Origin of the sequence: Arthrobacter sp. NPDC080082 (assembly GCF_040686595.1) — a bacterium.
In the GTDB taxonomy this organism is placed as follows: Bacteria; Actinomycetota; Actinomycetes; order Actinomycetales; family Micrococcaceae; genus Arthrobacter.
In genome coordinates this window covers 269,690-283,309 of the sequence record NZ_JBFBKQ010000002.1, presented here as the reverse complement: position 1 = coordinate 283,309, position 13,620 = coordinate 269,690, and the positions used below count along the sequence as shown (strand labels likewise).

13 protein-coding genes are annotated in these 13,620 nt (G+C 66.3%); 9 read left to right on the top strand and 4 right to left on the bottom strand.

Features of this window, described 5'->3' with window-relative positions; translation table 11 throughout:
• The first annotated feature begins 83 nt into the window (after positions 1-83).
• The 9 genes from AB0O44_RS05640 to AB0O44_RS05600 all read left to right on the top strand — a co-directional run bounded on the left by AB0O44_RS05640 (position 84) and on the right by AB0O44_RS05600 (position 9,296).
• Entirely contained in the window at positions 84-473 is a 390-nt protein-coding gene (locus AB0O44_RS05640; RefSeq protein ID WP_364135268.1) for an STAS/SEC14 domain-containing protein, read from the top strand.
• Positions 470-2,008: an EAL domain-containing protein gene (locus AB0O44_RS05635; RefSeq protein ID WP_364135265.1), complete on the top strand. Its 1,539-nt coding sequence runs from the start codon at positions 470-472 to the stop codon at positions 2,006-2,008. Before AB0O44_RS05640 ends, AB0O44_RS05635 begins: the two co-directional genes overlap by 4 nt.
• A 9-nt stretch (positions 2,009-2,017) precedes the next feature.
• Complete coding sequence (locus AB0O44_RS05630; RefSeq protein WP_364135262.1) at positions 2,018-2,806, top strand: class I SAM-dependent methyltransferase; 789 nt, start codon at positions 2,018-2,020, stop codon at positions 2,804-2,806.
• Between the two features lie 5 nt (positions 2,807-2,811).
• Positions 2,812-3,480: an alpha/beta hydrolase gene (locus AB0O44_RS05625; RefSeq protein WP_364135259.1), complete on the top strand. Its 669-nt coding sequence runs from the start codon at positions 2,812-2,814 to the stop codon at positions 3,478-3,480.
• A gap of 90 nt (positions 3,481-3,570) precedes the next feature.
• On the top strand, positions 3,571-4,545 hold the full coding sequence (locus tag AB0O44_RS05620; protein ID WP_364135256.1) for an aldo/keto reductase: 975 nt from the start codon (positions 3,571-3,573) through the stop codon (positions 4,543-4,545).
• A gap of 191 nt (positions 4,546-4,736) precedes the next feature.
• Positions 4,737-5,981 carry a 23S rRNA (adenine(2503)-C(2))-methyltransferase RlmN gene (gene rlmN / locus AB0O44_RS05615; protein ID WP_364135253.1) on the top strand — a complete coding sequence of 415 codons (1,245 nt, stop codon included), beginning with the start codon at positions 4,737-4,739 and terminating at the stop codon, positions 5,979-5,981.
• Between the two features lie 29 nt (positions 5,982-6,010).
• On the top strand, positions 6,011-7,075 hold the full coding sequence (locus AB0O44_RS05610; protein ID WP_364135250.1) for a spore photoproduct lyase family protein: 1,065 nt from the start codon (positions 6,011-6,013) through the stop codon (positions 7,073-7,075).
• Between the two features lie 125 nt (positions 7,076-7,200).
• Positions 7,201-8,691, top strand: a complete 1,491-nt coding sequence (locus AB0O44_RS05605; RefSeq protein ID WP_364135247.1) for a DUF222 domain-containing protein — start codon at positions 7,201-7,203, stop codon at positions 8,689-8,691.
• 89 nt (positions 8,692-8,780) lie between these two features.
• On the top strand, positions 8,781-9,296 hold the full coding sequence (locus tag AB0O44_RS05600) for a hypothetical protein (RefSeq protein ID WP_364135244.1): 516 nt from the start codon (positions 8,781-8,783) through the stop codon (positions 9,294-9,296).
• Positions 9,297-9,393: 97 nt separating this feature from the next.
• Here the strand turns inward: AB0O44_RS05600 and nrdF are convergent, their stop codons facing one another.
• The 4 genes from nrdF to nrdH all read right to left on the bottom strand — a co-directional run bounded on the left by nrdF (position 9,394) and on the right by nrdH (position 13,417).
• Complete coding sequence (nrdF, locus tag AB0O44_RS05595) at positions 9,394-10,368, bottom strand: class 1b ribonucleoside-diphosphate reductase subunit beta (RefSeq protein ID WP_290257638.1); 975 nt, start codon at positions 10,366-10,368, stop codon at positions 9,394-9,396.
• 92 nt (positions 10,369-10,460) lie between these two features.
• Positions 10,461-12,581, bottom strand: a complete 2,121-nt coding sequence (nrdE, locus tag AB0O44_RS05590) for a class 1b ribonucleoside-diphosphate reductase subunit alpha (protein ID WP_290257886.1) — start codon at positions 12,579-12,581, stop codon at positions 10,461-10,463.
• A 50-nt stretch (positions 12,582-12,631) separates the two neighbouring features.
• Entirely contained in the window at positions 12,632-13,129 is a 498-nt protein-coding gene (gene nrdI, locus AB0O44_RS05585) for a class Ib ribonucleoside-diphosphate reductase assembly flavoprotein NrdI (protein WP_364135239.1), read from the bottom strand.
• Positions 13,130-13,171: 42 nt separating this feature from the next.
• Entirely contained in the window at positions 13,172-13,417 is a 246-nt protein-coding gene (gene nrdH, locus AB0O44_RS05580; RefSeq protein WP_120949950.1) for a glutaredoxin-like protein NrdH, read from the bottom strand.
• Between the last annotated feature and the right edge of the window lie 203 nt (positions 13,418-13,620).

Genomic DNA, 13,620 nt, shown 5'->3' with positions numbered 1-13,620 from the left:
GTTTTGCCGGGCGGCGGCCCGCCCCGGGGTACCTTTAGGGAGTTGCCGAACATTTCGGCATCGCTGTTGGAAGGTAAGGGGACATGGCACCGGTTATTGTCGACGGCGGCAAGGGCAGCGTTGAGCTCGACGACGGCGGTTTCGTGCACCTGCGCTGGCTGCCCAAGGTGGACATCCAGGTCGAGGACGCCCGTGCCGCGATGGCCACCGTGAACGACGTCTGCCAGGACCAGCCCCATCCCATGCTCGTGGACATGGCCTCGGTCGCGTCGGTGAGCCGGGAGGCTCGGGCCATCTGGTCCATCCCCTGCAGCGCCTCGCGCATCGCGCTGCTGGGCCGGTCGCCCGTGGACCGTGTCCTGGCGAACTTCTTCCTCGGCGTGCACATCCCGCCGTGTCCCACCCGGTTCTTTACCTCCCGTGACGACGCCCTGGCGTGGCTCACTACCGGACAAGCTGGTCCCACGGCGTGAGCCCTGACGGGGAGACCGCCGATCCACGGCTGCAGGAACTCGTCGAAGGAATTGTCCGCCTGGCCGCCGGCGACCTCGAGGCACGGCTCGTTGCCTCCGAGAACGGTGACGAGATCGATGCGGTGATCACCGGCATCAACCTGCTGGCGGAGGAACTCGGCCACATCCACGCAGAACTTGAGGAGCGCGTGGCCGCCCGGACGGCCATGCTGCGCCGGACCCAGGTGGAACTGGAACTTATGGCCAAGACGGATGCCCTGACCGGCCTGGCCAACCGGCACCTGCTCAGCGAACGGATCCGCGACGCCATCGCGGCCACCTCCGACGCCGCCAGGGTCCCCGCCGTGCTGGTGCTGGACCTCGACTCCTTCAAAGCCATCAATGACACCCTCGGCCACAGTGCCGGCGACGCGGTGCTGGTGGAGGTCTCCCGGCGCCTGCTCTCGGTGGTCCGGGCCGAGGACACCGTAGCGCGCCTCGGCGGCGACGAGTTCGCCGTCCTCATCGACGGCGCCACGGAGGAAGAGACCCTCGCCATCGCCCAGCGCGCCCGCGACGCGCTGCAGGAAAGCGTGAAGATCGGCTCCGAGACCGTCTGGACCACGGCCAGCATCGGCGTCTGCATCCAACGCGCCGGCTACTCGCCCGAGGACCTCATCCGCGACGCGGACATCGCCATGTACCAGGCCAAGTCCGAGGGCCGGAATAAGGTCCGCCGTTTCCATCCGGACATGCTCGACGCCGTCCTGGAACGGTCGCGGATCACCTCCGAGCTGCGCAGCGCCGCCGCCGGTGGGGAACTCGCCCTGCTGTACCAGCCGGTGGTGGAGCTCGCCACGGGGAGGATCGCCGGCGTCGAGGCCCTGGTCCGGTGGCACCACCCCGTCCACGGCACCATCATGCCGGACCTGTTCATTGGCATCGCCGAGGAGACCGGGCTGATCCTGGAACTGGGCCGATGGGTGCTCCAGGAAGGCATCGCCCAGCTGGGCCGTTGGAAGGCCGAGGCCCCGGATCTGGCCAACTTCGGACTCCATGTGAACCTCTCCGCCGCGGAACTCCTGCGCAACGACCTGGTCGACGACGTCCGGGAAACCCTGGCACGCCACGGCGTGGAGCCCCGCCGCCTGGTCCTCGAGATCACCGAGACCGTCCTCATGTCCCGCGGCGCCGGTGAGGAGCAAATCCTGCACCGGCTGCGGGACCTCGGCGTCGGGCTTCAGATCGATGATTTCGGAACCGGCTACTCATCGATCAGCTACCTGCGGTCCCTCCCGGCGGACACCGTCAAGGTGGACCAGTCCCTGATCCGCAACCTCGAATCGGACCCCCGGCAGCACAAGTTTGTCGCCGCCGTGCTGCAGCTAATCGCGGCCGCCGAGCTGAACGCCATCGTCGAAGGCATCGAAACCGAGGGCCAGGCGTCCCGGCTGCAGGCCATGGGCTGCCAGTACGGCCAGGGCTACCTGTACGGGCGCCCGGTCGACGCCGCGCAGGTGCTCGAACGGCTCCGCGGCGCGGTCCAGCCCCGGTAGAGTAAGCGGATGTCCAAGCTCTGGCAGCAGCTGCTCCTTGTCCCGACGGTGGTGCGCCTGACCTCCAAGGCCCCGCGGGACCCGCACACGGCGTGGGACCGGTATTGGACCGGCGTCCGCGCGACCGGCAGCGACGGCGATGTCCTCTGGGATTCGGATTCCGCTGCGGAACACGCCCAGTATGCCAGCGTCCTGCTGGACGCCTTCGATCCGGCCCTGCCCGTCATCGACGTCGGCTGCGGCAACGGCACGCACACCCGCTGGCTGGCCGGGCTCTTCCCGCAGGTCCTCGGCATCGACGTCTCCCCCGGGGCCGTCGCCCGCGCGGCCCACGAGGCCCGGAACATCCCCAACGCCGACTTCCTGGCCGTCGACGCCACCGGCGAGGGTGCCGGAGCGCAGCTCCTGGACCGGCTCGGTCCGGCGAACGTGTTTGTCCGGGGCGTCTTCCACGTGTTGGATCCCGCGCACCAGGCCGCACTGGCCGCGAACCTTCGCACGCTGGTGGCCGGCCAGGGCCAGGTGTTCCTCGCCGAAACCAACTTCCCCGGATCGAGCCTGGACTACCTCACCGCGCTCGGCGCCAGCCACCACCACGTCCCCCGGCAATTGGAGCGGGCCCTGCAGCACCTCCCCCGGCCGGGACGGTTCGGCGGGAAGGAACGGCAGCGGGCCTTCCCGGCCTCTGAGTGGGAGCTGCGTTCCGAGGGGCCGATCAACATCGAAGTCGTTCCGATGAAGCCGGAGGGGCTCCCCCAGCAGGTTCCCGGCTACTTCGCCCTGCTCAAGGGAGTGTAGGGCCGGTGCCGGCACGTGCCGAGGTGGTCCTGGTTCACGGCCTGTGGCACCAACCCCGGCACTTCGCCAAGCTCGTCGAGGAACTGCGTTCGCGGGGCCTGACGGTCCATGCGCCCCACCTTCATCGCGGCTCGCTCGCCGCCGACACGGACGCCGTCCAATCCGTCGTCGATTCCTGCGCATCCCCGCCGCTGGTCCTGGGGCACTCCTATGGCGGGTCCGTCATCACCGGGCTTGAGCGGATCAGCCACCTCCTCTACGTCGCGGCCTTCGTCCCGGCGGCGGGAGAGAGCGGCGCCTCCCTCGGCGGACGGGCGGCCCTCATCAACAGCATCGTCGAGCACCACGACGACGGGACCTCACGCCTGCGGCCGGAGTTAGCCGGAGACCTCCTTTATGCCGACTGCAGTCCCGAAGACCGAGCCAGGGCCACGTCCCTGCTCGTTCCCCAGCGTTCGGGGCACGGCCGCGGTGTCCCGGCACGGACCGCCTGGCTGACGACGCCGAGCACGTACATCGTCTGCCGGCAGGACAAGGCCCTCGACCCCACGCTCCAGTTGCGGATGGCCCGCCGGTGCACCACGTACGAGGCCCTGGATTCGGGCCACTCCCCGTTCCTTAGCCAGCCCGGCGCCGTCGCGGACGCCGTCGTCGCAATCCTCTCCTCCCACTGACTGTGCGTTCCTCGCAATTTGCCAGACTCGTCGCCTAACGTGGGGCGAAGGCCGCACCGGCGGCCGTGGGATTTGCGACGGAAGGCAGACGTGGATTACATCAAACTCGGCAACACCGGCATGGACATCTCACCGCTGGCCCTGGGCTGCATGACGTACGGGGACCCCGAGCGGGGACCGCACCCGTGGACCCTGCCCGAGGAGGAGAGCCGTCCACTGATCCGGCAGGCCGTGGACGCGGGAATCAACTTCTTCGACACGGCGAACGTCTACTCCAACGGCTCCAGCGAGGAGATCGTGGGCCGCGCCCTTGCCGAGTTCACCCGCCGCGAGGACACCGTCATCGCCACGAAGGTCCACGGCGTCATGCGCCCCGGCCCCAACGGGCGCGGACTCTCTCGCAAGGCCATCTTCGCGGAACTGGACGCCAGCCTCACCCGGCTGGGCACCGACTACATCGACCTTTACCAGATCCACCGCTGGGACCCTTCGACGCCGATCGAGGAGACGCTCGAGGCGCTGCACGACGTCGTCAAGGCCGGCAAGGTGCGCTACATCGGCGCGTCCTCGATGGCGGCCTGGCAGTTCAGCAAGGCGCTCTACCTGCAGCAGCTCAACGGCTGGACCCGGTTCGTCACCATGCAGGACCACTACAACCTGGTCTACCGCGAGGAGGAACGCGAGATGTTCCCGCTCTGCGCCGACCAGAAGATCGGGGTGCTGCCCTGGAGCCCGCTGGCCCGCGGCAAGCTCACCCGGGACTGGGACGAGAAGACCAACCGCTCGGAAAAGGATGAGTTCGGCAAGACCCTCTACAGCGCCGAGAGCAGCGACCGGGCCGTTGCCGACGCCGTGCGCACCATCGCCGAGCGCCGCGGCGTGCCCCGCGCCCAGGTTGCCCTGGCGTGGGTACGCGCCAACAGCGTGGTCAGCGCCCCGATCGTGGGCGCCAGCAAGGCCCAGCACCTGGAGGACGCCCTCGCCTCGCTGGAGCTGACGCTGACGCCGGAGGAGATGGCGGAGCTGGAGAGCCCGTACGTCCCGCACGAGGTCGCGGGCTACTAGGGACCGTACCCGGTGCACTGGCCGCCGGACGCCGGACGCCGGGTGCCGGACGGCCGGTGCCGGACGCCAGCGGCCGGACGCCGGATGCAGCAGCGGGCGCGGCACCTGGGTGCGGCGCGCCGGTGCCGCGCCCGGGCGCAGGGCTTCCCCGCGCTTAGCGTGTGGTAGGCCGGCGTGGGACAATGGAAAGGATGACTTCCTCAACTTCTCCCTCCGACGCCCCCGACCTTACCCGCGCGAAGGGCGGCGACGCCGTCGGCAGCGCACGCCCGCAGGTCCGCCCGACGGCGGAAGGCTGGGAGCAGGCGCGCACCTCGGAGGGCCGGCCGGTCCTCCAGTTCGCTTCGCCGCGGGTGAAGCAGCCGCCGGCGCACCTCGCTGACCTCACGCTGGAGGAGCGCGCCGCGAAGCTCAAGGAGATGGGTGTTCCCGCGTTCCGCGCGAAGCAGCTCTCCACGCACTACTTCCAGCACTGGACCACGGATCCGGCGGCGATGAGCGACCTGCCCAAGGCCGGGCGCGAGGAGCTCGTGGCCGAGATGTTCCCGCCGCTGCTGACCGAGGTCCGCCGCCTCCGCACGGACAACGGGGACACCATCAAGTTCCTCTGGCGGCTGTTCGACGGCGCCCTGGTCGAGTCCGTGCTGATGCGCTACCCCGGCCGGATCACACTCTGCGTGTCCTCGCAGGCCGGCTGCGGCATGAACTGCCCGTTCTGCGCCACCGGCCAGGCGGGGCTGACCCGCAACATGTCCACCGCGGAGATCGTGGACCAGGTGGTCGCCGCCAACCGTGCCATCGCGGCGGGCGAGCTGGGCCCCAAGGAGCACGACGACGAGCGCGTCACCAACATTGTCTTCATGGGCATGGGTGAACCGCTGGCCAACTACAAGCGTGTCATGGCGGCGCTGCACCGCTTCGTGGACCCGTCCCCCGAGGGACTGGGGATGTCGGCCCGCAACATCACCGTCTCCACCGTGGGCCTGGTCCCGGCCATCCGCAAGCTGGCCGACGAGGAAATTCCGGTCACCTTCGCACTGTCACTGCACGCGCCCGACGACGAGCTCCGCGACGAGCTGATCCCGGTGAACAACCGCTGGAAGGTCGACGAGGCCATCGACGCCGCGTACGAGTACTACCGGAAGACCGGCCGGCGCGTCAGCATCGAATACGCGCTGATCAAGGACATGAACGACCACCCGTGGCGCGCCGACCTGCTGGCCAAGAAGCTGAACCAGCGCGGCCGCGGCTGGGTGCACGTCAACCCGATCCCACTGAACCCGACGCCGGGTTCCATCTGGACCGCCTCGGAGAAGCCGGTGGCCCAGGAGTTCATCGCCCGGCTGCGCGCCGCCGGGGTCCCCTGCACCCTCCGTGACACCCGCGGCAAGGAGATCGACGGCGCCTGCGGCCAGCTCGCCGCCGCCGACGAGTAGTCCCTTCGGGCCCGCAGGGGAACGGAATCGTGGAGTTCAATCGCCTGCTACAAATCCGGCGGATCTATGCCCAGCCTGCGGCGCTTGAGCTTCCCCGGGGCAGGGAGATCGTCGCACGATGGCCGGACGCCGACGTCGTCCTTATCGATAGCCACTGGAACATCCCCGAGGTCCACGGGGATGAAACGAACGTGCCCCGCTGGTCCAGGATCAAGACGGAGGCACTGGTCCTCGGCGTCAAAAAAGCGCTGACCGTCAAACCCAACGGCCGGTCGGCGGACTTCATTGCACCCTCGACGGCGAACGGCTGCGCCATGGCATGCGCCTACTGCTACGTGCCCCGGCACAAGGGGTACAGCAACCCGGTCACCGTGTTCGCGAACATCGACGACATCGCCCGGACGCTGGAGCGGCACGCCACGCGCCAGGGCATCAAGCTGGAGCCCAACCAGTGCGATCCGGAGCTCTGGGTTTACGACATCGGCGAGAACAGCGACTGCTCCGTCGACGCCCTGATCAGCGACAACGTGGAAGACCTGGTCATGCTCTTCCGCGACCTGCCCACCGCGAAGCTTTCGTTTGCCACCAAATATGTGAACCCGGCGATGCTCGCGTGGGACCACGGCGGCCACACCAGGATCCGCTTCTCCCTGATGCCCGCGGCCCTGGCCAAGTCCGTCGACGTCCGGACCTCGCCGATGGCTGAACGAATGGCCGCCATCAACGACTTCGTTGAAGCCGGCTACGAGGTGCACGTGAACTTCTCCCCCGTCATCATCACGGACACCTGGCTGCACGATTGGGAGGAACTGCTGCGTCAACTCGACGCCACCCTGACTGACGCCGCGAAGGCCCAACTCGCGGCGGAGGTCATCTTTCTGACGCACAACGAGGGGCTCCACGAGGTAAATCTGGGCTGGCACCCGCAGGCTGAGAAGGCACTCTGGCGCCCGGACCTGCAGGAGTCAAAGGTCTCGTCGAACGGATTCACGAACGTCCGCTACCGGTCTGGAACCAAGGCTGGCTACGTGCGGCAACTGACGCAGCTCATTGCAGACATCGCGCCCTATTGTCGTATCCGCTACGCGTTCTGAGGGAGGCTTGGAGCTGGTTGGCAGTCCCTTATCTTACGCGCCGGCGTGCTATCTCTCGCCGGTCCCGGACACGGATGGGCCTGCGTCCGGGTTTAAATGTCGGTGCTTCGCCCTAGTGTTGAGTCATGGAGAGCGGAGAGGCTTTCGAGTCTGGCGCCAGTGCAGGCATCAGGGCGGCGGTAGCGGCCCTGACGCAGTCCGCCGCCGCGCTCGAGCAGCTGCTCTCCTGCCCTATGACCGGCCCTGCACTTGGGCCCGACGCCGATCCAGCCCTTTTGCTCGCCGACGCCTGTCTGGACGGGCTCGCGGAAGTTACGCGTCTGGAAGCCCGGGCCGCCGCGCTGAAAGTGCATCTGACTGCCGAATACGTCCGGCTTGCGGAGGTCGTTGCCGGGATTAGCTCATCGCCCCAGGAGTGCACCGCACGGGAGATGGGCACGGTCGCGGAAATCGCGGGTGTGCTGACGGTCAGTGAACGGTCCGCCGCGGCACTGATCTGCGAAGCGTTGTCCCTGACGACGTCGCTGCCCCTGACGCTGGGCGCGTTGCGTGCCGGCAAGGTTTCCTGGCAGCACGCTCGGATCATGGTGGACGAAGCCTCGAGTCTCTCCCCCGCCGGTGCCACGGCCTTGGAGAGTCACTTCCTCGACCCGGACGACTCCTCACCGGCCCGCGGCTGTTACGCAGGTGAACTCGTCCCCGGACGGTTCCGGGCAAAGGCCAGGACCTGGCGCGAGCGGCATCATCCTGACAGCATCGAGGCCCGGCACACCCGCGGCGCGGCCGACCGGCGGGTGGAGTTCCATCCCGACCGCGACGGCATGGCCTGGCTCAATGCGTATTTGCCGGCGGTGGATGCGGCCGGAATCTTCGACCGGCTCACCTCCGCGTCCCGTGCTTTGCAGGGACCGGACGAGCCGCGGACCCTGGCACAGCTTCGTGCAGACGTGGCCGTTACCCTGCTGCTGGCCGACCGTTCCGATGGCTACGTCGACGGCGACGCCGGCCCTGGTCTTGAAGGGACCGCCTCCGCGTCCACCATTAGCCGGGCGCCGGTCCCGCGGGCGCAGGTGCTGGTCACCGTCCCGGTGCTATCACTACTGGGGCTGACCGATGAGCCTGCAACGCTGGATGGCTTCGGACCGATCCCGCCGTCGACGGCCGGGAGGCTGGTGGCGGACGGGGCGGACTCATTCTACCGGGTGCTGGTGGATCCCCGGGATGGTGCGCCACTGGAGATCGGCCGCACCAGCTACCGGATCCCCAAGGCAATGCGGCAATGGCTTCGGCTGCGAGACGCCAAGTGCTCCTTCCCAGGTTGTAACAACTCATCCCTCGATACGGATGCAGATCACCTGCTGGCCTGGGCGAAGGGCGGGACCACCGGGATTAGCAACCTCGGCCAGCCCTGCCGGAAGCACCACCGACTCAGACACACCACGGCTTGGCAGCCGACGCCGGCTACGCCTCAGGAGCCGCCGGAATGGGTCTCCCCCACCGGACGCCGCTACCGCAGCGAACAGCAGGATTGGGAACCGCCGCTTTGGCCGGATTCCCTCTCAGCCCTGCCCGGATACTCCGGTGAACCGAGCCTCGAAGACGCTGCCGGCTTCTGAATAGTTTCGGTATTCCCTTCCGTCCGCGACGGGAGCAAGATTCCACTGCGCGGACCTGCGCCTCAACCAGCACTTAGGAGGGCATTCCAATGTCCAGCATCGAATCCTTCAGCGGAATTGGCGTCTACGAGATGCAAAGCGCGGCGGCCAGGGAGATGCAGCGCATCATGGCCGAGGCCAAAGGCGACCGCCTGAAGGCCGACAAGATCGTGCTCAGCAAACTGCACGAGCTGAACTTCATCACCGAGGCAGAGCTGCCGGTACTGACCCACATCTGCGAGCTCGGCCACAAGGCCACCGGAGGCAAGCACGACGCCGCCAAGGCCTACCACGAGGTCAAAAAGGCGTACGAGGAACTCATGATGAAGGGCAACGCCAGCCCGGTCGCCCTGGCCTACGCCTCCGGCGCCGTCGGATCCTACGTCTCCGACGACGGCGGCGGCGGAGGATCAACCACCGTGGTCTACAAGAAGTCCGGAGGCAACTGGCAGGGCACCCTGGCCGGCGCGGGCGGAGTGATCGGCGGCTACTTCGGTGGCGCCGGTGGTGCGGCCCTGGGTGCCGCCGTCGGCAGCGTGGTCGGAAAGATCATCGACGAGTGCTGAAGCGACGCGGATATCCCCCGGTACCCCGCCGCCAACACAGAACGGCCCCGCACAGGAGGTGCGGGGCCGTTCTCAAATGCGATGCTGACTGTGGAGACTAAAAGTCCCAGTCCTCATCCTCGGTATTGACAGCCTTGCCAATGACGTACGACGAGCCCGACCCGGAGAAGAAGTCGTGGTTCTCGTCGGCGTTCGGCGACAGGGCCGAGAGGATCGCCGGGTTTACGTCGGTGACGGAGGCCGGGAACATGGCCTCGTAGCCCAGGTTCATCAGCGCCTTGTTGGCGTTGTAGTGAAGGAACTTCTTGACGTCCTCGGCCAGGCCGACGCCGTCGTAGAGGTCATGCGTGTACTGGACCTCGTTCTCGTACAGCTCGAAGAGCAGCTCGAAGGTGTAGTCCTTGATCTCCTGGCGCTTCTCTTCGGAGACCTTCTCCAGGCCCTTCTGGAACTTGTAGCCGATGTAGTAGCCGTGGACGGCCTCGTCGCGGATGATCAGGCGGATCAGGTCGGCCGTGTTCGTCAGCTTGGCTCGCGAGGACCAGTACATCGGCAGGTAGAAGCCGGAGTAGAACAGGAAGCTCTCCAGCAGGGTGGAGGCCACCTTGCGCTTCAGCGGGTCGTCGCCCTGGTAGTAGTCCATGACGATCTGGGCCTTCTTCTGAAGGTTCTCGTTCTCGGTGGACCAGCGGAACGCCTCGTCGATCTCCTTGGTGGAGGCCAGCGTGGAGAAGATCGAGGAGTAGCTCTTGGCGTGCACGGACTCCATGAACGCGATGTTCGTGTAGACGGCTTCCTCGTGCGGGGTGACCGCGTCCGGGATCAGCGAGACGGCGCCGACGGTGCCCTGGATGGTGTCCAGCAGGGTCAGGCCGGTGAACACCCGCATGGTGAGCTGCTGCTCGGCCGGCGTCAGGGTGTTCCACGACTGGACGTCGTTGGACAGCGGCACCTTCTCCGGCAGCCAGAAGTTGTTGACCAGGCGGTTCCAGACGTCCACGTCCTTGTCGTCCTGGATACGGTTCCAGTTGATCGCCTCGACGTGGCTCAGCAGCTTGACCTTCTCGGTCATGTCATCCCCTCAATGTTGGGTTGGTTCTCTAAGTTAAAGCGTACGACGGCGGGCGGGCGCCCGCCGTCGTACTCGCATGCCTCAGTCGGAGGCTAGAGCATGCAGGAGACGCAGCCCTCTACCTCGGTCCCTTCCAGCGCGAGCTGGCGGAGACGGATGTAGTAGATGGTCTTGATGCCCTTCTTCCAGGCGTAGATCTGGGCCTTGTTGATGTCACGCGTGGTGGCGGTGTCCTTGAAGAACAGGGTCAGGGACAGGCCCTGGTCCACGTGCTGCGTGGCGGCGGCGTAGGTGTCGATGACCTTCTCGTAGCCGATCTCGTACGCGTCCTGGTAGTACTCCAGGTTGTCGTTCGTCAGGTACGGCGCCGGGTAGTACACGCGGCCCAGCTTGCCTTCCTTGCGGATCTCGATCTTGGACGCCACCGGGTGGATCGAGGAGGTGGAGTTGTTGATGTAGGAGATCGAGCCGGTCGGCGGGACGGCCTGCAGGTTCTGGTTGTAGATGCCGTGCTCCATGACGGAAGCCTTCAGCTCGCGCCAGTCATCCTGGGTGGGGATGTGGATGTTCTGGAACAGCTCGGCAACCTTCGCCGTCTCCGGGACCCACTCGCGGTTGATGTACTTCTCGAAGAACTCGCCGGAGGCGTACTTGGACTTCTCGAAGCCGCCGAAGGTCTGGCCGGTCTGGATGGCCAGCTTGTTGGAGGCGCGGACCGCGTGGAACAGCACCGTGTAGAAGTAGATGTTCGTGAAGTCCAGGCCCTCTTCGGAGCCGTAGTGGACCCGCTCGCGGGCCAGGTAGCCGTGCAGGTTCATCTGGCCGAGGCCGATCGCGTGGCTCTGGTCGTTGCCGCGGGCAATCGAGGGCACCGAGGTGATGTTGGACATGTCGGAGACCGCGGAGAGGGACCGGATGGCCGTCTCGATGGTCAGGCCGAAGTCCGGCGAGTCCATGGTCTTCGCGATGTTCAGCGAGCCCAGGTTGCAGGAGATGTCCTTGCCGGTGGCGTCGTAGGACAGGTCATCGTGGTACGTCGTGGGCTGGGAGACCTGGAGGATCTCGGAGCACAGGTTGGACATGATGATCTTGCCGTCGATCGGGTTTTCCCGGTTTACGGTGTCCTCGAACATGATGTACGGGTAGCCGGATTCGAACTGGATCTCGGCGAGGGTCTGGAAGAACTCGCGCGCCTTGATCTTGGTCTTCTTGATCCGGGAGTCGTCCACCATCTCGTAGTACTTCTCAGTGACCGAGACGTCGGAGAACGGCATGCCGTAGACCTTTTCGACGTCGTACGGGGAGAACAGGTACATGTCCTCGTCCCGCTTGGCGAGCTCGAAGGTGATGTCCGGGATCACGACGCCGAGGGAGAGGGTCTTGATGCGGATCTTCTCGTCCGCGTTCTCGCGCTTGGTGTCGAGGAAGCGGTAGATGTCCGGGTGGTGCGCGTGCAGGTACACGGCACCGGCACCCTGGCGGGCACCGAGCTGGTTGGCGTAGGAGAAGCTGTCTTCGAGGAGCTTCATCACGGGGATGACGCCGGAGGACTGGTTCTCGATCTGCTTGATCGGGGCGCCCACCTCGCGGATGTTGGTGAGGGCGAACGCCACGCCGCCGCCACGCTTGGACAGTTGCAGTGCGGAGTTGATGGAGCGGCCGATCGACTCCATGTTGTCTTCGATGCGGAGCAGGAAGCAGGAGACCAGCTCGCCGCGCTGCTTCTTGCCGGCGTTCAGGAACGTCGGAGTGGCCGGCTGGAAGCGGCCCTCGATGATCTCGTCGACCATCTGGGTGGCCAGCTGCTCGTCGCCGCGGGCCAGGTGCAGGGCCACCATGCAGACGCGGTCCTCGTAACGCTCCAGGAAGCGCTTTCCGTCGAACGTCTTCAGCGTGTAGGAGGTGTAGAACTTGAAGGCGCCGAGGAAGGTCTCGAAGCGGAACTTCTTCTTGTAGGCGCGGTTGAAGAGCTCGCGGATGAAGTTCATCGTGTACTGGTCGAGAGTTTCCCGCTCGTAGTACTCGTTCTTCACCAGGTAGTCGAGCTTTTCCTCGAGGTCATGGAAGAACACGGTGTTGTTGTTCACGTGCTGCAGGAAGTACTGGTGAGCGGCCTCGCGGTCGGCTTCGAACTGGATCTCGCCGTTCGGACCGTAGAGGTTCAGCATGGCGTTGAGCTCGTGGTAGCCCAGGCCCTGGTAGGCGGCCGGCAGCGCCGGCTTCTCGCCCGCCACGGTGTGCTTTTCGACGGCGTGAGCCCCGGTCACTTCGTCTGCGACAGTCGTGTCCAAAATTCTTCCAATCCTTGTTGTACTCGGCCGACGTCTTCCGGCGTCCCCATGAGTTCGAATCGATATAGGTGCGGGACGTTGCATTTGGCGGCAATGATGTCGCCGGCCATGCAGTAGTTGTCCCCGAAATTCGTGTTGCCCGCCCCGATCACTCCACGGAGCTGTTGCCGGTTCCTCGGGTCGTTCAGAAAGCGGATGACCTGCTTCGGAACGGATCCTTCTCCCCCGGTCCCGCCGTAGGTGGGAACCACCAGGACATACGGCTCGGTGGCCACGAGCGCCGGTTCCCTCGCCAGGAGGGGAATGCGGGCGGCGTCGACGCCGAGCTTCTGGACGAAGCGACGGGTGTTTTCCGACGTGGAGGAGAAGTAGATGAGGTGGCTGCCGGTGGTCTGCACTGACTTTGAATCCGTGGCTGAGTCCACGGTCGTCGCTGCCAGCGGCGGCCCGGCGGTTGCCGGTGCGGCCATGGTCGTCACCTCATCCGGTGTGGTGCTGCTGTGGGAAGGCTTTCAGGCGACCGCGACGGCGGAGGCCTGGGCCAGTTCCTCGATCTTGTCCGGGCGGAAGCCGGACCAGTGGTCCTGGTCGGTCACGACGACCGGGGCCTGCATGTAGCCCAGGGACTTGAGGCGCTCGAGGGCCTCGGCATCCTGGGAGATGTCGACGCTCTGGTAGGCGATGCCCTTCTTGTCGAGCGCGCGGTAGGTTGCGTTGCACTGCACGCAGGCCGGCTTCGTGTAAACCGTTACGGTCATGTCCTGGTCCCCTTAGTTGAAGTCTGTGGTTCGGGTCCGGTGGGGCCTGCCCGGTATTGCTTTCGCGTCCCGGAACCCGCCTCGCCTTGCGGCCTGTAACCGCTCCGCTCGAACTGTATGTCGATACTACATGTAGTGCAAGAGCCCGGCGCGGACCCCAAGATGATGTATTACAAGTATGTCATTTAACCCACCGTTAATCC